This window comes from Moraxella bovoculi 237, assembly GCF_000696305.2.
GTDB classification, from domain to species: Bacteria; Pseudomonadota; Gammaproteobacteria; order Pseudomonadales; family Moraxellaceae; genus Moraxella; species Moraxella bovoculi.
The window spans coordinates 285,031-305,509 of the sequence record NZ_AOMT01000005.1 but is presented as its reverse complement, the minus strand read 5'-3'; the positions used below and the strand labels follow the sequence as shown (position 1 = coordinate 305,509).

Sequence of the window (20,479 nt, the reverse complement as noted above, 5' to 3'; positions counted from 1 at the left end):
CAGATGAATACTTCTTCCCATGCGCTGATTTTAGACACCGAGACCACAGGCACCAAAGACCCTCATGCCACCGAAATCGCATGGCTTGAGATTGACAACCTTCTTATGCCGACAGGTCAGCATTTTAACGCTCGGTTCAACCCTCAAAAACCCATCGAATACGGCGCCAGCAAAGTCACTGGCATCTATGATGAAGACGTTGCAGAATGCCCACCCCACACCAGTTTTGTCATGCCACAGACCACCTATCTCATCGGTCATCACATCAGTTATGATCTTAGTGTTCTCAAAAATGCAGGCGTTGATATATCAAATATCAAGCCGATTTGTACCTGCATACTGGCGCGGAAATTTTTTGATGAGTTGCCCAAGTTTAGCCTTGGCGCGCTACTGACGCACTTTTATCCAGATGATAGGCAGACTTATAAGATGCACGCGCATGGGGCGTATTTTGATGTGCTGTTTACCCATAAGGTGCTGATGGCATTGAATGAGCGCATTAAAGCGGATGACTTTGAGACGCTGTTCTTGAATTGCCTGCCTAAGACCATGCCATTTGGCAAGCACAAAGGCAAAGAATTCAAAGACATACCGCCTGATTATAAGCGATGGCTTGCCAGACAAGACATTGGTATCGCGCTAAAGACGGCGCTAGAATGCTGATTATCTCTTGACAAGCCAAACACCGCTTTCGATGTGATGCGTGTAGGGAAATTGATCAAATAACGCAAAACGCTTAATTTCATGCGTGTGATATAGCATCTGCAAATTATCGAATAGTGTATCAGGATTGCACGAGATATAAATAATATTCTCAAAATTCGCCAAAATCTTTAACGTCTCATCATCAATTCCTGCGCGCGGCGGATCAACAAATACAGCATTAAAATCGTAAGATTTGATATCGATATCGCTCTCGGTCAATCGTCTAAATTCACGTTCGCCATTATGCGCCTGACTGAACTCTTCGGCAGACAGACGTGCGATGGCAATGTTCTGAATGTCGTTATGGTCAATCGCCCATTTGGCTGAGTTTACCGACGATTTTGCCAGCTCAGTGGCAAGCACTCGATTAAAATATTTAGACAATGGCAGGGTAAAATTGCCATTACCACAGTACAACTCCAGCAGATCTCTCTGGTCATTTTGGCTGATTTTGTCCGCTACATCGCAAGCAAAATTTAGCATGTGGCGGCACACATAAGCATTAGGCTGACTAAACCCACCTTCAATCTGTTGATAATAAAAGTCCTCGTCTCGCCCCTTAATGCTCACCGTCATCTTCTCGACGACGAAATCATCGGACAATACTAATTTTTGTCCGCGGCTACGCCCGATGAGCTTGATGTTTAATTTATCGGTCAAATCGCTTGCCAAAGCTTGCCATTGTTCGTTCAGCTTCTTGTGATAGATGAGCGTAACCAGCATTTGTCCATGCAAGGTATTTAAAAAATGCACTTCAAATAATCGCTCTGACAGCAGCGGATCAGCTTTAAGATGATTAAGTAAAATCGGCATCAGCTCATTAATCGCCCTGCTCGCTATGGGAAATTCATCCACGCGTGCGACGCTTTTATTACCCGAATCATTGCGCTCGAACATCGCATAGAACAAATCATCTTCGGTGTGCCAAATTCTAAATTCAGCACGCTGACGAAAATGACTGACAAGCGATTCATAGATCTCTAGGGTTGGGGGGTTAAACTGCGCAAACTGCGATTGAATGCGGTCAATCTTAGCGGACAACTGGGCTTGGTAGGCTTGAGGATTCATCATATCAATATCTAAATAAAACATGCATTATAACAGATGCTAAGCCAGACAACAAAATATTGTCATCCAAATTCACCATAAGGCTTGCGGTTAAACTTAGTAAAGTTCTGACTTAAAGGTACGATTTTATTTTTTTAGCCTTTGGGTCTGCCATTTGGATTATGTTAAATAAATTATAAAGAACAAAAAAACACCTCAAGCCAGTTGAGGTGTTTTTCAATGATTAAACTTTCTTCACGATGACAGAACCGATCGAATAACCTGCGCCAAATGAGCAAATCACCCCAAGATCGCCACTTTCAATGCCATCTTGATGCTCATGGAAAGCGATCATTGGGCTTGCCGAACTGGTATTGCCATATTCGGTAATGGCGATCGGCGCAATGGCTTTATCCGCCTCTTTGCCCATCACAGTACGCAGGATTAGATCGATCATGTTGATATTGGCCTGATGTAGCCATAGGCGCTTAACTTGCTGATTATCAATGTTATTTTCTGCCAAATGGGTGCTGATGATTTCAGATACTTTTGGGCAGACCTCGCGGAATACTTTACGCCCTTCTTGTAAGAATAACTTATCTGTCACAGGCTCTTTGATGTCAGCATGAATGTCTTGACCTGCTGCCAGATATTCACTTCTGTCCATGAATCCGTATTCGTTTTTGATATTGGCTGAGAACTGCGTGTAGAGCTTGCAGTCGAGTACTTCATAGCCTTTTGGTGTGCCTAGCTCTTCGACGATGGTGGCTGCCGCGATGTCACCAAAGATGAAATGGCTGTCACGATTACGCCAATTTAGATGAGCTGAGGTAATCTCAACGTTCACCACCGCCACACACTTACCAAGACCGGCCTTAATCATGCCAGTAGCCTGAGCAATACCAAAAGTCGCCGCACTACACGCCACATTGGTGTCAAAGGCAAAGCCACCTTTCATGCCGATGGCGTTTTGAATCTCGATGGCGATGGCTGGATACACGCGCTGAAAGTTAGAACAGGCGCAGATGATGCCATCTAAATCTTCGCCTTTAAGTCCTGCAGCATCTAGGGCTTTTTGGAGTGCATCAACACCCATCTCCGCCATGATGGACAGCTCTTCGCCCAACTTGCGCGCAGGGAAAACTGGCGCCATGATTTCAGGATCTAAAATGCCTTTTTTGTCGATGACATAGCGAGACTTAATGCCTGATGCTTTTTCAATGAATTCAGCGGTAGAATGCTGCAACGCGACTTTCTCGCCTGCTTCGATCGCAGCAGCATTATCACGGTTATAATTATCCACATAGGTGTTAAAACTCGCCACGAGCTCTTCGTTGGTGATTTTGTCTTTTGGGGTGTGCAGCCCTGTTGCGGTAAGATAAATTGGCATAAATAATCCTTAGTATTATTCACTATTAATATAATAAACTGTCTTTAGTTTATCACAAAAGATGTAACCAGTTGTAAAATTTTATCACAACTTCCCTTAAATTAGTGAACATTTTTTCACTAATTTAAGGGTTTTTTAAATGGCTATAAACGACTTATTTTGTGTTTAAGTTTGCCCACAGTTTCTCAAGCCGCTTAGTGGATACAGGTGATTTTGTCTTCATGGGCTGAGCGAATAGGTTGATGCGATATTCTTCAATGAGCCAGCGATATTCGGCGATCTTAGGATCATGCGCACGATTGGCGAGTCGCTCCATGTGTACATCAAGCAGATACACCCCATCAAGATCAGCATCTAAGTTGTGAGTCAAGCGGTCCAATCGGGTGTTTAGTGCCTGCAAATAACGCGGATATTCTCGCCAGCGCATGACATCCGTCCGATATACAAAGTCAGACAACGCCAAATCATCCAATTGATCCTCAACATCCTCAATGCTCTCACCAAAAATCTCATTATCTAGCATGAGCAGCTTACCGCGCGCCGTCTGCCAAGCGGTGTAGATGTCTTTTAGAATTTTTAGGACGCCTTGACCCGTTAAGAGAAATTCACTCAAAATCTTATCTCGGGTCACGTTAAACTCATCAGCATCAAAAGGCAAATGCTCAACCAACCAAGACGTTTCATCATCAATAAGCGCACCAATGTGCTGACGAGCATCCTCGCTGGAGCTGTCGATGAATCTTGGCGCATGATCATAAAAACACGCCTGCAATGTTGCATCAACAACGATGGCTTTTAGCTTCTCAAGGTCGCCAAGTGGTGCGAACGCCAATTTAAATGTCTTATCCACCTGACTGGTGAGCTGCTTTTGTTTGGCACTAAGCTTTGATTTGATGAGCGCCAGCACGCCCTGCTTATGCGTGCTAAGGGCGGATTTTAGTTCGGTAAATTGGACAATCGACACCGCCGTGCCCACCTTGTCCGCCTTTAATGCAGAGAATTCTTGCATGACCACACCAGAAGTGTGTTTATTACGCACAAAATTAAAATGCTCAGGGAATGCATGGTGCAAGCCTTCTTCGACCATCACTTCTTGGCGAATGGTCGTGGTGTGGCGCGATTTTAATCGCTCTAAGTCTCGGCTTTTTTCAATGATGTGATTCTTATCATCCACCACGCAGATGAGCGGTCTTAGATAGTTATCTACTTTGGTAAGATCAAAATCATCGGGGCTGACACGCACGCCTAGACGCAGTAGGTTATCAGACAGCTGACTTAGTAGCCCTACGCCGCTATCGGCATTTAATCTATCAAAAATCTTGTCCGTTGTATCTGGAATTGGAACGATTTGACGGCGCAGCTCTTTGGGCAACGTTTTTAATAGCTGAAGCACCAATTCATAGCGCCAACCTGCAACCCCCCACAGGAGCGCCACCGGGTCAATCTGAGATAACGCCTTGATCGGCACGCGCACAGTCACGCCATCATCGTCTGAACTTGGGTCAAAGACATAAGACAGAGGTAACTTAACCCCGCCCAGCTGCCATGTCTCAGGAAAGTCCTGATTGGCGTTGATGTTTTCATTGAGCACATCATCATCTTCAAAGAACAAGAAGTTAGGATTGTCGCTCGCTTTTTCATGATAAAATTCTTCAAACGCCTTACGACTGGCGATATGGTTAGGGATTTGCTGATGATAAAATTGATAAAGCCGCTCTTCATCCACCAACAGATCTCGGCGACGAAGCTTGTCTTCGATGCGCTCCACGTCTTTGATTTTGGCGGTGTTATGCGTTAGGAATTTGGCATTAAAACCATAATTATCCCCCACCAACGCATCTCGGATAAAGATCTCTCTGGCGTGCTCAATGTCCACAGGCTCGTAGTTGGTCAGCTCTTTGGCAACAACAATCAGCCCAAACAAGCTGATCTGCATATAGGCACGCACCCGCCCTGTCTTTTTTGACCAATGCGGTTCAAAGTAATGGTATTTTAAAAGATCTGCCGCCGCTGAGACAATCCACTCAGGTTCAATCTTGGCATTGCAGCGCATGTACACCTGAGAGGTCTCCACCACCTCGAACGCCATGAGCCAATCGACGCCTTTTTTGTGCAGGGTGCTGGCAGGAAAGATTCGCGCCTTTTGGCTGCGCGCCATGAGATATTCACCCAGCGTGTCAGTCTTATGCGCCACAAAGGACAAAAGCGCGGTTAATAATGCGCGGTGGATATTGGCGTATTGAATCGCGGCTTTATCAGGCACACCATTGGCACTGATAGATTTTAGCGCATTTAGGCTGACACCCTTGGTCTTTTTGATGCCTCTTTTATTTAATGATAGACGTGTGCCTTTTTTTGTGTCGATTTTTGGTGTATCTTTAGAATCTTGATCTGCGGGCTTTTTGATTTCAAAGCCCAATTCTGCCATCATCGCAGATAGCTGTTCATGGGTTTTTTGCCATTCACGGATGCGTGTAAAGCTAAGATAATGCTTTTTGGCAAAATTTCGCCTTGCATTGCTACTAAGCAGCTGGTTATCATTAGTCTCATGCAATCCAAACAACGCCTGATACAGCTCTAAATAAAACAAAAAGTCAGAATTATCACGGCGGAATAAGGCATGTTTTTGGTCGGCTTGGGCTTGTTTATTCATCGGGCGCTCACGCACGTCCTGTACCGCCAGCGCAGATACGATGATAAGCATGTCCGCCAAGCAGTCAAAATGATCACCTGCGACTAGCATTCTAGCAAGGCGCGGATCGATCGGCATCTTCGCCATCAGCTGACCGATTTTGGTTAGGCTACTTGGGGTATTTTTGCGTTTTTTGATGGCGGTTTTGGTTGGCGCATCATGGATCGCCCCGAGTTCAAGCAGTAGCTTCTTGCCATCATTCACCAAACGAAAATCTGGTGGGGTAATGAAATCAAATTCAGCCACATCGCCCAAGTTCAACCGCGCCATCTGCAAAATCACACTTGCCAAATTGGTGCGTAGAATCTCAGGCTCAGTAAACTTAGGGCGCGCATTAAAATCCTCTTCAGAATACAAGCGGATGCACACACCATCACCGATACGACCGCAGCGACCTTTACGCTGATTGGCCGCTGCCTGACTAATGGCTTCAATGGGCAGTCTTTGGATGCGTGAACGGTAGTTATAACGGCTGATACGCGCAAAACCCAAATCAATGACGTAGCGAATGTTCGGCACAGTCAAGGCAGTCTCTGCGACGTTGGTGGCAATGATGATGCGCCGACCCTTACCCGATGGCGCAAAGATTCTCTGTTGCTCAGCAAAACTCTGACGAGCAAAGAGCGGCAATACTTCGGTGTGCAGTGGCGCATACGTGGTCAAGATGTCTTGAAGCTCTCGAATCTGGGCTTCTGTACTGGCAAAAATTAGGATATCCGCCTGATGCGGATGACCTTTTTTGGCAGCATCATCTAAGCATTCAGCGACTGCAGCTGTCAACGCTCTGGGCAGATTATCCTCAGCCTCATCAAAGGCATCATCGTCATGGCTGGCTATGATCTGATCGGTCAAAGGACGATAACGCACCTCCACAGGGTAACTGCGCCCCTCGACGCTAAATACAGGCGCAGGCTTACCATCCTTGGCAAAATAATCAGCAAATCGCTGCGTATCTAGAGTGGCAGACGTGATGATGACTTTTAGGTCTGGGCGCTTTGGCAGCAGACTCTTTAGATAACCCAAAATAAAATCGATGTTAAGACTGCGTTCATGCGCCTCATCGATGATGATGGTATCATAACGCGTTAAGAACCTGTCCGAGCCAAGCTCAGCGAGCAAAATACCATCCGTCATCAGCTTAACGATACTGTGCTGACCGCCCTCTTCGGTGAACCTCACCTTAAAGCTCACTGTCTTGCCCAGACTCTCGCCCAGCTCCTCACTGATACGCCCTGCCACCGAACGCGCCGCCAGACGTCTTGGCTGCGTATGTCCGATTTGCCCTGTGATGCCGCGACCAGCCAGCATGGCAAGTTTGGGCAGCTGAGTTGTCTTGCCCGAACCTGTCTCGCCTGCGACGATGATGACTTGGTGATCTTTAATGGCTTGAATGAGTGTGTCCGCCTCTTTGGTTACCGGCAGATCTTGATTCAAAAGCTCGGTCAGATTGGCAGGAATATTATCGATGCGCGCCTGCACGATCTTGCGTGAGCGCTGTGCGATCTCATCGAACCGTACTTGTTTTTTTGTTTTGTCTTCGGCGTGGGCGTGCTTTATTTCTCTGGCAAGTCTGCTTAGATAGTATTGATCTTTGGCTAATATGGGTAAATTATTCATCGTTGTTCTATATTATTTGGTGATGTATTTAAGTTAAAAATTTAGCTTCTGTTTAGATTATATAATATTGATGTTTGGCTCATTTATCATTGACCGAGATGTCGATTTATAATATTTCAAAGCTGCCCATATCAACATACAAATCAATTGACAGGCAACCTTTATCAGATTTGGTAATATTGTAATGGACTTTTGGCAAGGGTGCAATTTTGTTCTTAGTGAATGCAGTCGATAATATCCACAAATAGGCAAGCACCCAAAACTATGATAAAATGATCCAAGTTTTAGCCCATCTATAAGCCCCATGAGTAGCGCTACTTCCGATCAACAGCCAGTCAATATTCAGCCTGCAAGAATCACAAAATCCACCATTTTAATTGCCATCTTAGTGACGATATTGGTGCATTTGCTTGCAATCTTGCCGATGCTATCGGTAAAGCCTGTCCATCCGCCTAAGGTCAATGTTCTAGAGACTCAAACCCTATCCCAAGCAGATGCCAAGCGCATTCGTTCGTTAAGTAGAACAATAGTTCAAAAAACCATTCATCATAATGTAGGCGACCAAGCAGAATTTCAACCGATATTCAGATCAAGCACACCCAGCAAGCCGAAATGGCAACCCATCCGAGACATTCAGCAGCCAAGTCATCCGCCTGTATATGAGTATGAACACATCGAGCATCCGCCCATTGATGAAGCCATAATGACTTATGATACACAAGGATCGGCATCCATCGATACACCAACTGTCCAAGAAAGCACTACGCAGAAGACCACGCCCAGCGCCGACCTAAAACAAGCCGCAAGTGCTGCCACAGCGCGCATCATCATGGCATGGGAAAAATATAATGACACAGGCGGTAAGAAACTCATGGTCACGATGCAGCTTGATGATGCAGGTAATGTCACGGGCGTTCGTGTTGGCAATGGCGATCAGGAGCTTGCCTCGAGTGCTACGGCGGCCATCTATGACAGCTCACCAATTAGCGAGATGGCAGGACTTAAAAATTCCCTGACCATTGAATTCAACAGCACTCAATAATAGGATATTATATGCACACAAAATTCATCTCACGATCACTAAGCTCGATATCCCTATCAGTAGCCTTAGCCATGTCAGTCACACCAGCTGCACATGCTGAAGATCTGGTACTACAAGTCACAAAGGCAGGCAACACAAACCCAAACCAAGTGGCAATCGTGCCATTTCTGGGCAATCAAACCCTAAGCGACTTGACATTAACACATCTTAATAACACCAAATTAAAAAGCAGCGACAACAACCTACCCAACCACCCGCAGAACGCCGAAGATGTCATCAATAACATTCATGCGTGGCGCAACACCGGATATCGATATGTGGTTATCGGTAGCAGCCATATCATCCTAGGCGACAAGACTGCAACCAATTTTGATATTGTCGATCTAAGCTCCCCTAAGCTCATCGGCGCGCGGCAAACACACATCTTTGGTACCAGCAGTCAAGAACTACAAGCCGCCGCGGTAGCCATCAGTAATAAGATCTATGCTGCCATCACAGGTACGACGAATGACTTAGTTGGTAAGATTGCTTATGTCGAAGAGACCGACAAGGCCAATCAAAAAATCTCTACGCTTAAAGTCATGGATGTCGCCACGCAGAACGTTAAGAACATCGAGAATGTCAATGGATCCATATTAACACCCGTATTCTCACCAGATGGCACTAAGCTTGCCTATACCATACTGCGCCAAGATGAACTACCGCTTATCTATATTCAAGAGTTAAGCAGCGATCAAAAAACACTCGTCACGCCATTTAAGGGCAGTAATCTCTCGCCAGCCTTTTCAGCAGATGGCAACGCTCTGCTATTCTCAGGCAGCCATGATAACAACAACCCGAATATTTATCGACTTGACTTGCTTGCCAATCGACTCAGCACCATCACTCAGCTAGACGGTGCCGAGAATTCGCCATCGTATCTGCCTAACGGTCAAATCATCTTCACCGCTGATAATGGCACTCGCAGCCAAAGCATCTACCGCCTAAATAACAACACCCCAATTCGCATCACTGCAGGCGGCAGCCCTAGAGTCAGCCATGATGGCACACGCCTAGCCTACACTCAAGGCAGCAATCTGATCGTTGCAAATGTTAACGGCACCAACCCAAAAACCATCGCAAAAATCGGCACCGAAGGCATGGCAAGCTTCTCACCTAATGGCACAAGCATCGTCTATAGTACTCATATAGGCAACGACAGCAAGCTCATCATCAAGCAGCTAAATACAGGGCGTGAAATCATCCTACCTACCACAGGCATCATCAAAGATCCAACATGGTCAGCACGATGATGTCTAAGCGCATTTTAACTTTATCATTGATGGGCATTGTGACACTATCGGGCTGCCAGCACATTCAGGTGGCCAGAAGTCCTCTGCCCATCACATTGACACCGAACGCTGCCCAAAAGGCTGCGCTTAATGCCAACACACCTACCAAAACAGACAGCCCCATCATACTCACCCCAACCAACTCCCCCATAAAGAACAAATCCGCCACCAAGAAGTTCGCGGATTCACAAGGGTTCTATCTGTTAGAAAGTTGGTTTTAGACATATAGAGCCAAACGATTGCTCTTGGGTGTCGATGTTTGGATTGTCAATATCGGTGTATGAATTGGCATTGCTTTGTTGTTACAATATCAATACACCAATCATAACTTGACAACGATAGCCACCATACGGCCAGTTGTGCTCTTGTTGGCGTGTGTTTGCGCACGATAAGAATAAAACCTTGGGTCTGTATAAGTGCACAGCGATGATTGATTCATGACCTGCACGCCGAGATTTTCTAGTTGTAATCTGGTTAATTTATCTAGATTTATCAGGCATTTATCATTATCTTGACTGTCTGCAATGATGGCTTGATACAGCTCATCGCCATCCATACCCACCAAATCACTGGCACACACCAAATTGACAATCTTATCAGCCAGCTCTCTGGTGATCTCATAAGCAGACTGACTGATGTGCGCACCGATGACCGCATGATGGCTGGCAGATGTATTCGATGCACGCATTTTTGATAAGGCCTTGGCAATGATGCCATTGGTAAGTCCCTGCCAACCTGCATGGATACATGCAACACTCGCATCAGCATTCGCATCATCAAAGATCGCCACAGGCACACAGTCGGCCGTCATGATGGCAAGCGCTTGCCCTCTGCACTTCGTTATGAGCGCATCTGCCGTATGTGCATTCATAGATGATGACTGATCAACATCCACAACGTTGTCACTATGCACCTGATCAAGCCAGTGAATGGCATTCACCTGACCAAGCTCGTTTAGCATTTTTAGTAATTTCGCGCGGTTTTGCAGGGCATTGGCAGGACTATCGCCAACATGCAATCCTACATTGAATTGCCCATATAGGTCACATCCAAATTTATCAAAATCACCCGCCGTCGTCTGAGCAACTAATACGCGCGGCGTGCGATGTAGAATCATTAATTTATCGCCCATCTTAATCCTCACTAATCACATCAATCAGTGCCTGCATGTCATCAGGCAATGGCGCATGAAATGCCATCTGTTCGCTCGTTACTGGGTGAATGAAACCCAATTTATAAGCATGCAAAGCCTGACGATTAAAAGATTTTAAGGCTTCTAGATGAATCCTATCCAAGCCAGACTTGATGGGCACACCATACACAGGATCTCCCACCAGCGCAAAGCCCAAATGCGACAAATGCACACGAATCTGATGCGTACGCCCTGTCTCAAGTCTCACATCAAGCAGACTATAACGTTCATGGATGGGAGTGGCTTTCATGATGTAAGTTACGGCATTTCTACCGCCATCACGCACCGCCATCTTGGTGCGCTGAGTCGGATGGCGCGCGATGGGCAGATCAATCACCGAATGCCTCAAGATATCGCTAGGCACACCTTGGCAGATACACTGATAATGGCGATACACGCTTTTGTCCTTTAGTTGTTCGATCAGATTCATCTGCGCTGCCTTAGTGCGTGCCACGACCAAGAGCCCAGTTGTCTCTTTATCGATGCGATGCACCAATCCTGCACGTGGTAGATGTGCACTATCAGGATAATGATAAAGCAGTGCATTCACCAAGGTACCTGTCCGATTGCCTGCCCCTGGATGCACCACCATGCCCGCTGGCTTATTAATAACCACAACGTCATCATCCTCATAGATGATATTGATGTCAATATTCTCCGGCAGATCTTCAGAATGATTCTCGATGACAGCACACAGATGAATCTCATCGTTTAACTTCACGCGATATTTTGGTTTTTGGGCTGCGCCATTAACCGTAAGCGTACCATCTTCGATAAATCCCTGTAGCTGCACTCGAGAGAAATCCTCAAGCACCATCGATGCTAATTTATCAAGGCGAAAACCCACTTCATCATCCGTGACCCGATGGGTGAGATTTACGGTATTTTTGGCAGAGGTGTTTAATTCTTCATCAAATTCGCCATCAATGTGACTGTCAAGCATTATGTCTTGTTCGGTGCTGTGCGTTGTCATTTTGTTACTTTTGATACTGCTTTATAAATAAGAAGATAAAATGGCTTATCACTTTATCACATTTGTGCTTTTTTTTCTTGTCATAATCATCAAAAAATACAATAAGTCTTTTTTTGGTTTAAAATTGTGGTAAACTAACGAACGTTTATTTTTATTAAAAAGTTTGCATTTGCATTAAGCATCATACGAGGACGATATGAAGACATCATTACAACTAAAAGTCATCACGGCTGTCATCGCAGGCAGTGTTGCCCTGACTGGCTGTAATACCCTAAAAGGCATAACTGGCAAAAAAGAAGAAGTTATCAGCACCGCTGAAAAACCAGAAAGCGGCTACTATACCGATGCTCAAAATGCACTTGCTAAACAGCGTTATCGCGAGGCGATCACCGCATTAACGAATGTACGAACATTCTACCCAACAGGTCAATATTCTCAAGACGCTCTGCTTGATCTGATCTATGCTCAGTACCAAGCTAATGATTTTGAAGCGGTCACTCAAAGCACCGCAGAATTTATCCGCGCGTATCCAACCAGTCGCCACCTTGATTACGTACTGTATGTACAAGGCGTTACCAACATGGGCGGCTCACCTAAGGCATCACGCCTATTCAAGCTAGATCAATCACAGCGTGATACCTCTTGGTTGCGTCTGGCATTCAATGATTTTCAGACATTGGTTAATAACTTCCCTAACAGCCAATACGCACCAGATGCAGCGCAGCGCATGACGGCGATTTATAACGACTTTGCTGAGCATGAGATGACAGCAGCACGTTGGTACATTAAGCGTGAAGCGTATCTGGCTGCTGCCAACCGCGCCAAATGGGTATTCCAATACTACCCACAATCAACCGCTACCCCTGAGGCAGTTGCTGTGTTGGCGTATAGCTATGATAAGCTAGGCATGACCGATACCGCCAATCAATACAAAACCCTACTACAAATCAACTACCCGCAACATCTAGCCAACAACGGCGAAGTTCGCCTACCAAACCAAGGCGCGACATCTTGGGGTAAGCGCACATTATCGACGTTAAGCTTTGGTAAGTTCGGTCGTACTAAGGATAAGTTTGAGCCAGCTTCTAGCAACTATGCAGGCAAAACGCGCGAACAGATCATCCGCCAAGGTCGAAACCTATCACTGCCTGTCGCCACTCAGTAGCAGCAAGAAGAAGTAACTCTAACCCAAAAGACGCATCGTCCACGCATCGGGTTGGGTCTACCAGCTCAAGAAGCTGAAGCGGGTCAAGCCAATGAGGTGCCACGTTAATATTTGTCATAGATAGACAAATACTTCTTGCAATCTAACCCAAAATCCCATAAATTAAACATTTGTGGGATTATCGTCTTTTTATTAGTAGCCAATCATGCCTCGTGTTCCTGAATCCATTATTGAACAGCTAAACAGTCAAGCCGATCTGGTCGGCATGATTCGTCGCCACACGATACTAAAGCCTGCTGGTCGCGAATTTAAGGGATGCTGTCCGTTTCATGGTGAAAAAACCCCCTCTTTTTATGTCGATCCTGAGAAGAATGTTTATCACTGTTTTGGCTGTGGTTCAAAAGGCAATGCGATTACCTTTCTAAGAGAGTTAGAACGGATGAGTTTTGGCGAGGCGTTAAAAGCCCTGTCTGAGCAAACAGGCATTGAGCTGCCCAAAGACGATGCCTTTGAAAAATCCATCAAATACAAAAAAACCAACATTCAAAAACCCAACACCACAAAACCAAACACCCCAAAGGCAAAGCAAGCAGCACAGTCTGCACCCTCTCAAAACATCAAGTCTGACACCAACACTGTTGATTTTAATCAGCAGCACCCAAAACAATCTGCAATCGTACGCGAAGATGTGTTTTATGATGATGTGTATGGCGATCATTATGAGGATTACCCATCGCCACAACCTGAAGTTACCAATGAGCAAGGCGATCTATATACATTGCTACGTCATATTTGTGAATTTTATAAATACCATCTAAAGAACAGCCAGTCAGCACTGGCATATTTTAGTTTGCGCGGTCTTAGCACACAGACGATTGATACTTTTGAATTGGGTTATGCGCCACCAGGTTGGCAACATCTTGAAGAGGCTTTCCCGCAGGACATCGAGGGGCTAAAGCTACTAGGCTTGGTGCGCACTTCTCAGAAGGGTCGCGACTTTGATCTGTTGCGTGATCGCGTCATTTTCCCTATCAAGGACAAGCAAGGCCGCGTGGTTGGTTTTGCCGGTCGCGCACTTGGCGATGAGATGCCAAAATACATCAATTCGTCAGAATCCCCCGTATTCGCCAAGCAGCATATCCTGTACGGCCTGTATGAATCGCGGCAGGCGCGTGCCAATGACTATCTGATGGTAGAAGGCTACATGGATGTCATCGCGCTGTATCAAGCGGGCATCTACGGCGCGGTCGCACCGATGGGTACTGCTGCGAATGAAGGACAAATCGCCAATCTGCTAAAATACAATGACACGCTCACACTGTGCTTCGATGGCGATGGCGCAGGACAGCGTGCCGCTTGGCGAACTCTGGAAGTCGCTGCCCCCGTACTGCCCGATGGCAAACAGCTAAAATTTCTAACCCTACCCAACAACCATGACCCTGATACTTATATCAAAGCGCATGGCACAGATGCGATGCGAGCGCAAATTGAAGGTGCGCTCAGTACATCAGAATACGTGTTTGACGTGTTAAGCTCACGCTATGATGTTCACCTGCCTGAGAACAAGGCGGCAGCCATGGCAAACCTAAAAGAGCTCACCGCAAAATTCCCCAAAGGCTCTAGTTTTAAATGGTGGCTAAATAACGACATCTATCGCCGTCTGGGCGCAAAAGATGAGCGTGGTCAGCGTTATATCATCGATAAGGCCAATTACGAAGCAAGTGTCAATCGCAATATTTTATTGTACTTGTGCTTTCTGTACGCACCGCATTTATTGGAGCATGATTTATTGGGCGATATTTTGACCGATTCGGGCGTGGTGGATGTACATGTGGATTTCGTAGATAAACTTGAAGCACATAATTTGCATCTGCCTGCATTGCCAACTTGGCAGTCGATCGGTGATGCTGCGCTATTTGAACTAACTCAGACCATCATTCGCCTAATCCAACTCGGCAAAGATGGCTTAATCACTCCACTAATTCAGACCAACGATCGGCATACCATCGATGAGCAAGCGCATTTTATCATGGCAAGCCTACCAAACCATGCCTTACATGACGTCTTGGTCAGTCATTGGCGAGAGTTCTTCTTGCAGATTGATGGGCACGAACCTCAGAATATTTCATTATTCTTCAATGAACTACTAAGCCAAGTTCTACAATATCATTTCAAAAAACAACAAGAACAAAGCAAGCACATCATCTTATCAGAGATTCATAAGCGGCGCCTACACGCACTCAGACAATGGGATAGCAACCAAAAAAGCTTACTCTCCAAATCCCTAAATTCATAACAGTAGCCCAATCAGATGGCTATTAAAGATGGCTAATCTACCACGCCATCATGCATCACTTCTGATGCTCACTCATATGACATAACACCGCACTGCCATGCTCTGTCAGTTCGCCACCGATCGCTTGACAAGCGTTAATCTGACGTGACTTATGGGCATACATGCCTGCCACGAAGCTAATAGCACAAAGCGCCGCAACCAATATCTTAATGCCAATATTATTCATGATTTCTGGTTTATTAGGCTGATTCATCATCAATCCATTATTCAAAAATTTTACCACCCTGCTCCACCGCTTGCTTATAAGCAGTACGATTTTCACAGCGGATAAGCCACGCCTTTAAATTATCCCAACTGCCAAGTCCGCCACGGCTTTGTAATGCCTTGACCGCAAAATACGCCTGTACGTCCGCTCCTGTAAAGTCACCTGCTATCCAGTCTTTATCCGATAGATGGGCATTTAATAACCCGAAACTTTGGGCGACATTATCATTAATCACCAAACCCTCCACCTTATCGGCAATCTTTTTGGCAATTGGACGCACCAATAAGGGCGATTTGGTGGCGACTTTTGACATAATTAGTCGCATGACAAGCGGTGGCATCATGGAGCTTTCAGCAAAATGTAACCAAAACGCATAATCTTCCCACGTCTCATCGGTGGGCGATAATTTGCCGTCCGTATCATAGTATCGTAGCAGATATTCAATAATAAAGCCTGACTCGGCAAGCGTCCGCCCATGAGTTTCATCTACCAAAATCGGAGCTTTGCCCATGGGGTGAATGTCGGTTAGCTCTTTTGGAGCAAGGTGGCTTTTTGTACGGTTGTGTTTGATGACTTTAAAGTGCGTGCCGTATAAGGTGTTTAGTTCACACAACAGCCACAAGATGCGAAATGAGCGAGATTGATTGAGATGATGAAGAGTTAGCATAGGATTTCCTGTTGTGGAGATTGGATTATTATAATGCCGATTATTAAAAAATGTTAGCTTTTGCGATAAATTTATCAGCCCACCAAAACAAAAAGATTACAACTCACGTCATGCTTTATGCTTTTCGCCCAGTCATCTTATGCCAATGCCGTGCCTTCATCGGTTTTGTGATAATTACGGTTAAAATAGGTCAATGCCTTATCGCTGTCGCCTTGACGAATGGCGATAATCTCACAGATAAAGACCCCATGTGTGCCAACTTCTTTAATCTCGCCAATCTTGCAATCAAAGCTCATCAAGGCATCAGTTAGCATTGGCGAACCTGTGGCAAGTCTCTCCCAAGTGCCGTGTTCAAAACGCTCATCAGAATTTAGCCGTGATGCGAACGCATTAGATAAGTGCGACTGCTCAGCGGTCAAGGTATTGACCATAAGCACGCCATTTTTGACAAAATTGTCATAAAATCCGATGTTTGTATTCATACACACAAGCAAGGTTGGGGGCGTGTCGGTCACGCTACATACTGCCGATGCCGTAAAACCATGTTGCCCTGCCACACCGTCTGTCGTTATCACATGAACAGCGGTAGTGAGTTTTGCCATTGCGTCTTTAAAATCTGTTACTGATACCATTGTTATTTTCTTAAATTATTTTATAAATACAAATGTTGGATTTTCATACAGAAAACCCAACATTCATTCGATTTGGCTGATTATTTACCTGTCAACTCGTTACGGATAATTTTCGCCCCTTCGCTAAGAGCGTGCAACTTACCACGAGCAACCGCACGAGATAGTGGAGCCATACCGCAGTTGGTGCTTGGGTAGAGTTTATCGGCGTCCACAAATTGCAAGGCTTTGCGAAGCGTATCCGCCACTTGCTCAGGTGTTTCAATCTCATTGGTCGCCACGTCAATCGCCCCAACCATGACCTTTTTGCCACGAATCAGTTCAATCAAATCCATTGGCACACGAGAATTTTGGCATTCTAGTGAGATGATGTCAATTTTGGATTGTTGCAGTTTTGGGAAGCTCTCTTCATATTGTCGCCATTCGTTGCCAAGCGTTTGCTTCCAATCGGTGTTCGCCTTAATGCCATAGCCGTAGCAGATATGTACCGCTGTTTGGCATTTTAACCCGGAGATGGCACGCTCCAAAGTTGCCACGCCCCAATCGTTTAGTTCATCAAAAAACACATTAAACGCAGGCTCATCAAACTGAATAATATCCACGCCTGCCGCTTCTAGCTCTTTTGCTTCTTCATTTAGGATTTTGGCAAATTCCCACGCGAGCTTCTCACGGCTCTTATAATGCCCATCATACAAGGTATCAATCATCGTCATCGGACCAGGCAGAGCCCATTTGATGAGCTTGTCGGTATGCTGACGCAAAAATTTGGCATCGTCCACAAACACTGATTCTGGGCGAGACACATCGCCTACCACGCTAGGGACAGACGCATCGTAGCGGTTACGAATGCGGACGGTTTCACGCTTGTTAAAATCCACACCGTCCAAATGCTCAATAAACGTGGTTACAAAGTGCTGACGAGTCTGCTCACCGTCACTGACAATGTCAATGCCCGCTCTGGACTGCTCGGCAAGCGATATCAAAAGGGCGTCTTGCTTGGCTTGGCGTAGCTCATCGCCTTCAAATTTCCATTCTGACCACAGTTTTTCGGGTTCGGCAAGCCAAGATGGTTTTGGCAGACTGCCTGCGGTGGAAGTGGGAAGTAAAATTTTGCTCATTGTATTTTCCTAAATTAAAATTTGCATTATACCAAAAAAATTCAAATCAACCGACAATTAAATCGGTTGATTGAAATTCATCTTTTATTTTTCGGCAAGCCAAGCGTCCAAAATCTCTTTATACGGCTTAATAAATTGCTCTTCGGCAAGTTTGCCTTGTTTTACCGCCAAATCGTTACGCTCCACACGGTCATAATCCACTTTCGGCACGGCATAGTCTTCATAAGTTAGACTGCCCTTGTACACTTGCCCCGCCACCGAATTGGCACTATAAATCTCTGGGCGATAGATACGCTGGAACGCTTCCATGGTCGCAATGGTGCTGATGAGCTCTAAGTTAGTGTAATCGTTCAACAAATCAGCATTTTCATCAAAATAAAACGCATACGGAGCAACCGATTTTGGTGGCATGAAGTAACGCACTTTTAAGCCCATTTTGGCAAAATATTCATCGGTCAATGAATAGTCGTTTTGTACATATTCCACGCCCAAAATCGGGTGCGTATTGGTCGTTCTGTGGTAGGTGCGAGTGGTCGCAACACTAAGGCACAGTACAGGCGGTTTTTTGGATTGGGCTTTGTACTCTTCGGACGCAACCATAAATTTGAACAATTTGCCATGCAAATCGCCATAGCCTTCTGGCACACTAAATTCAGGCTTATCCTTGTTGTACTCACGAAGTAGCACGCTAAAATCATAATCACGGACAAACGATGAAAAGCTGTTGCCGATGATACCATCAATGGTTTTGCCTGTTTTGTGGTCAAGTACAGACGTTTTTAGCCACTCCAATCCTGAGAAAAATTCGCCCTTGCCTGACACGTCAATGTCAATGGACACAATGTCAATCAGCACCGAATAGCGGTCGTTGGTTGGGTTGTCCCAAGTCGCCAAATCGTTAAAACGGTTGTTAATCATTCTAATGGCGTTTTGTAGGTTTTGTTTGCGGTTTTCGCCACGAGCTAGGTTAGCAAAGTTGGTGGTCAAACGAGTGCTACTGGCTGGCTCATAGTTTTCATCAAAACGCTGGGCATGCACTCGGCATTGAAATTGTGTGGTCATTTTTTCACCTTGCGGGGTTGTTTTTGGAATGTGTATATTAAACCACATTTTTGTGATAAAGAAAAATGATATATTTTTAAAAAAAGTTGAAAAAAATTCAGGTTTGAGATTTTTTTGGTTTTGGGCGTTTGTTTTTGAGTGGATTTGTGGGGGTAAATTGCAATTTGGTTGGTGATAAGGTATGATTTTTTGGGTGTTGTGTTTGTTCCCACAAAACCGCATTAAATTTCTTATTGGTGGCAAGGTGCGTAATACGCACCAATAAGATTTTTTTATTCAAAAGGTGCGTGGGACGTACCCTATGAAGCTAGTTCAACGCGCGTTTTAATTTTATGTAAATATTTTTACAATTTTATGCACATTTTTTTGCAATTTTCATTGACCTTATGCACAAATAAGGATAAGATATAACCATGGACAGGGTAGCGTAAGCGTAATTCCTAGTCGGCAAAAGCTCCAAAGAAATTTGGGGCTTTTGTTTTAGGGATAAACTCTCAATCCCAAATCTTCATAATTATGCCCTGTATTGCTTGCTCCATGCTTACAATAAAATTTATGTTTAATAATATCAAAGGCTCTGTTAGTCTGATCAGGTCTTAATACATGGTTACCAATGGGTCGTGCGATTAAATCCGCCAGTTGCATACCCGATGAATTGGCATATTTTGATGCCAAAATCAGTTGAAATGGATAGCATTTATCTTGGCAAACACGCTCAAATTCAGCTTTTAACAATTTATCTTCATTCAATCCACGTTGCTCAAATACCACAAAAGTTTGGTTATCTTGCTGTCTTTTTTCATCCAAAAAATCATTCAAGCGTTCAAGCCCCATTGACATTGCCAAATGATAAGGATTGTCCGCAGTATCGGCTTTGGGCAGTTCATCTTTGCGAATAACGCAAGCGATGACAACAAATTTATTATTTTTCATCAATTCACTAATATCATTTAAAAATGCTTGGTGTGTCTCATTGGGCTGATTAAACACCCCCTTACGTTTTAGAATGTCTCGCTCATGTAAAATAATCATGTCATGCCCAAAATAATTAAATTTTAGGTTTTGAATCTCTTTAACAGTATGATTGTTATAATATCTTTTATTAAAAATACAAAATGCCAAAACAAAAATAGGGTATTTTGAATTGATGTTATCCAAATTATGGTCGCCACTTTCATCTACATAAACAATATAATCACTAAAATTCATGTCATCTCTTAACGGTTTGCTATTTTGTCGTCATTATAAAAACAAAATACCAAAAAATACTATCCTGTTTTTTTCTAAA

At 44.8% G+C, this 20,479-nt stretch carries 17 protein-coding genes; 6 read left to right on the top strand and 11 right to left on the bottom strand.

Annotated elements, in window-relative coordinates; all coding sequences use genetic code 11:
* The first annotated feature begins 3 nt into the window (after nucleotides 1-3).
* The gene (locus tag MBO_RS01805) at nucleotides 4-663 is read left to right on the top strand and encodes a putative quorum-sensing-regulated virulence factor (RefSeq protein ID WP_036362566.1); all 660 of its coding nucleotides are present in this window, start codon (nucleotides 4-6) and stop codon (nucleotides 661-663) included.
* Here the strand turns inward: MBO_RS01805 and trmA are convergent, their stop codons facing one another.
* From trmA to hrpA, 3 genes are all read right to left on the bottom strand, one after another.
* Nucleotides 664-1,773, bottom strand: coding sequence for a tRNA (uridine(54)-C5)-methyltransferase TrmA (gene trmA / locus MBO_RS01800; RefSeq protein ID WP_036363168.1), 1,110 nt, complete (start codon nucleotides 1,771-1,773; stop codon nucleotides 664-666).
* A gap of 223 nt (nucleotides 1,774-1,996) precedes the next feature.
* On the bottom strand, nucleotides 1,997-3,142 hold the full coding sequence (locus MBO_RS01795) for a beta-ketoacyl-ACP synthase III (protein WP_036362561.1): 1,146 nt from the start codon (nucleotides 3,140-3,142) through the stop codon (nucleotides 1,997-1,999).
* A gap of 154 nt (nucleotides 3,143-3,296) precedes the next feature.
* Nucleotides 3,297-7,451 carry an ATP-dependent RNA helicase HrpA gene (gene hrpA / locus MBO_RS01790; protein WP_036362557.1) on the bottom strand — a complete coding sequence of 1,385 codons (4,155 nt, stop codon included), beginning with the start codon at nucleotides 7,449-7,451 and terminating at the stop codon, nucleotides 3,297-3,299.
* Between the two features lie 304 nt (nucleotides 7,452-7,755).
* Between hrpA and MBO_RS01785 the strand changes: the two genes are divergently transcribed.
* From MBO_RS01785 to MBO_RS01775, 3 genes are read left to right on the top strand one after another with little or no spacing between them, the layout of a single operon-like run.
* Nucleotides 7,756-8,493 carry a cell envelope integrity protein TolA gene (locus tag MBO_RS01785; RefSeq protein WP_036362545.1) on the top strand — a complete coding sequence of 246 codons (738 nt, stop codon included), beginning with the start codon at nucleotides 7,756-7,758 and terminating at the stop codon, nucleotides 8,491-8,493.
* 11 nt (nucleotides 8,494-8,504) lie between these two features.
* Nucleotides 8,505-9,785 (top strand): TolB-like translocation protein, encoded by a 1,281-nt coding sequence (locus MBO_RS01780; RefSeq protein WP_052585229.1) that lies wholly within the window; start codon nucleotides 8,505-8,507, stop codon nucleotides 9,783-9,785.
* On the top strand, nucleotides 9,770-10,045 hold the full coding sequence (locus tag MBO_RS01775; protein WP_036362540.1) for a hypothetical protein: 276 nt from the start codon (nucleotides 9,770-9,772) through the stop codon (nucleotides 10,043-10,045). Before MBO_RS01780 ends, MBO_RS01775 begins: the two co-directional genes overlap by 16 nt.
* Before the next feature lie 101 nt (nucleotides 10,046-10,146).
* On the opposite strand, the gene pgeF is transcribed toward MBO_RS01775, so the two are convergent.
* Nucleotides 10,147-10,956, bottom strand: a complete 810-nt coding sequence (gene pgeF, locus MBO_RS01770) for a peptidoglycan editing factor PgeF (RefSeq protein ID WP_036362534.1) — start codon at nucleotides 10,954-10,956, stop codon at nucleotides 10,147-10,149.
* Nucleotide 10,957: 1 nt separating this feature from the next.
* The gene (locus MBO_RS01765; protein WP_052585228.1) at nucleotides 10,958-11,989 is read right to left on the bottom strand and encodes an RluA family pseudouridine synthase; all 1,032 of its coding nucleotides are present in this window, start codon (nucleotides 11,987-11,989) and stop codon (nucleotides 10,958-10,960) included.
* Nucleotides 11,990-12,185: 196 nt separating this feature from the next.
* On the opposite strand from MBO_RS01765, the gene MBO_RS01760 reads away from it, so the two are divergent.
* Together MBO_RS01760 and MBO_RS01755 are read left to right on the top strand one after the other, a co-directional pair.
* Nucleotides 12,186-13,154, top strand: a complete 969-nt coding sequence (locus MBO_RS01760; protein ID WP_227712644.1) for an outer membrane protein assembly factor BamD — start codon at nucleotides 12,186-12,188, stop codon at nucleotides 13,152-13,154.
* Between the two features lie 205 nt (nucleotides 13,155-13,359).
* On the top strand, nucleotides 13,360-15,450 hold the full coding sequence (locus tag MBO_RS01755; protein ID WP_036362529.1) for a DNA primase: 2,091 nt from the start codon (nucleotides 13,360-13,362) through the stop codon (nucleotides 15,448-15,450).
* Nucleotides 15,451-15,505: 55 nt separating this feature from the next.
* On the opposite strand, the gene MBO_RS01750 is transcribed toward MBO_RS01755, so the two are convergent.
* The 6 genes from MBO_RS01750 to MBO_RS01725 all read right to left on the bottom strand — a co-directional run bounded on the left by MBO_RS01750 (nucleotide 15,506) and on the right by MBO_RS01725 (nucleotide 20,400).
* Nucleotides 15,506-15,703, bottom strand: a complete 198-nt coding sequence (locus MBO_RS01750; RefSeq protein ID WP_036362522.1) for a hypothetical protein — start codon at nucleotides 15,701-15,703, stop codon at nucleotides 15,506-15,508.
* Between the two features lie 10 nt (nucleotides 15,704-15,713).
* Nucleotides 15,714-16,382, bottom strand: a complete 669-nt coding sequence (locus tag MBO_RS01745) for a glutathione S-transferase (RefSeq protein ID WP_036362517.1) — start codon at nucleotides 16,380-16,382, stop codon at nucleotides 15,714-15,716.
* Nucleotides 16,383-16,519: 137 nt separating this feature from the next.
* Complete coding sequence (locus tag MBO_RS01740; protein ID WP_036362512.1) at nucleotides 16,520-17,014, bottom strand: flavin reductase; 495 nt, start codon at nucleotides 17,012-17,014, stop codon at nucleotides 16,520-16,522.
* A gap of 80 nt (nucleotides 17,015-17,094) precedes the next feature.
* The gene (locus MBO_RS01735; RefSeq protein ID WP_036362510.1) at nucleotides 17,095-18,129 is read right to left on the bottom strand and encodes a methionine synthase; all 1,035 of its coding nucleotides are present in this window, start codon (nucleotides 18,127-18,129) and stop codon (nucleotides 17,095-17,097) included.
* A gap of 84 nt (nucleotides 18,130-18,213) precedes the next feature.
* Nucleotides 18,214-19,191: a DUF1852 domain-containing protein gene (locus MBO_RS01730; protein WP_036362505.1), complete on the bottom strand. Its 978-nt coding sequence runs from the start codon at nucleotides 19,189-19,191 to the stop codon at nucleotides 18,214-18,216.
* Between the two features lie 480 nt (nucleotides 19,192-19,671).
* Nucleotides 19,672-20,400, bottom strand: coding sequence for a DUF3800 domain-containing protein (locus MBO_RS01725; protein ID WP_036362497.1), 729 nt, complete (start codon nucleotides 20,398-20,400; stop codon nucleotides 19,672-19,674).
* Between the last annotated feature and the right edge of the window lie 79 nt (nucleotides 20,401-20,479).

Bases quoted from the DNA above. Each gene is read 5' to 3' on its own strand.
- MBO_RS01750 (WP_036362522.1), bottom strand. From the start codon at position 15,703: ATGAATCAGCCTAATAAACCAGAAATCATGAATAATATTGGCATTAAG.
- trmA (WP_036363168.1), bottom strand. From the start codon at position 1,773: ATGAATCCTCAAGCCTACCAAGCCCAGTTGTCCGCTAAGATTGACCGC.
- MBO_RS01740 (WP_036362512.1), bottom strand. From the start codon at position 17,014: ATGGTATCAGTAACAGATTTTAAAGACGCAATGGCAAAACTCACTACC.
- MBO_RS01760 (WP_227712644.1), top strand. From the start codon at position 12,186: ATGAAGACATCATTACAACTAAAAGTCATCACGGCTGTCATCGCAGGC.
- hrpA (WP_036362557.1), bottom strand. From the start codon at position 7,451: ATGAATAATTTACCCATATTAGCCAAAGATCAATACTATCTAAGCAGA.
- MBO_RS01795 (WP_036362561.1), bottom strand. From the start codon at position 3,142: ATGCCAATTTATCTTACCGCAACAGGGCTGCACACCCCAAAAGACAAA.
- MBO_RS01730 (WP_036362505.1), bottom strand. From the start codon at position 19,191: ATGACCACACAATTTCAATGCCGAGTGCATGCCCAGCGTTTTGATGAA.
- MBO_RS01745 (WP_036362517.1), bottom strand. From the start codon at position 16,382: ATGCTAACTCTTCATCATCTCAATCAATCTCGCTCATTTCGCATCTTG.
- MBO_RS01785 (WP_036362545.1), top strand. From the start codon at position 7,756: ATGAGTAGCGCTACTTCCGATCAACAGCCAGTCAATATTCAGCCTGCA.
- MBO_RS01735 (WP_036362510.1), bottom strand. From the start codon at position 18,129: ATGAGCAAAATTTTACTTCCCACTTCCACCGCAGGCAGTCTGCCAAAA.
- pgeF (WP_036362534.1), bottom strand. From the start codon at position 10,956: ATGGGCGATAAATTAATGATTCTACATCGCACGCCGCGCGTATTAGTT.
- MBO_RS01775 (WP_036362540.1), top strand. From the start codon at position 9,770: ATGGTCAGCACGATGATGTCTAAGCGCATTTTAACTTTATCATTGATG.
- MBO_RS01755 (WP_036362529.1), top strand. From the start codon at position 13,360: ATGCCTCGTGTTCCTGAATCCATTATTGAACAGCTAAACAGTCAAGCC.
- MBO_RS01725 (WP_036362497.1), bottom strand. From the start codon at position 20,400: ATGAATTTTAGTGATTATATTGTTTATGTAGATGAAAGTGGCGACCAT.
- MBO_RS01780 (WP_052585229.1), top strand. From the start codon at position 8,505: ATGCACACAAAATTCATCTCACGATCACTAAGCTCGATATCCCTATCA.
- MBO_RS01805 (WP_036362566.1), top strand. From the start codon at position 4: ATGAATACTTCTTCCCATGCGCTGATTTTAGACACCGAGACCACAGGC.
- MBO_RS01765 (WP_052585228.1), bottom strand. From the start codon at position 11,989: ATGACAACGCACAGCACCGAACAAGACATAATGCTTGACAGTCACATT.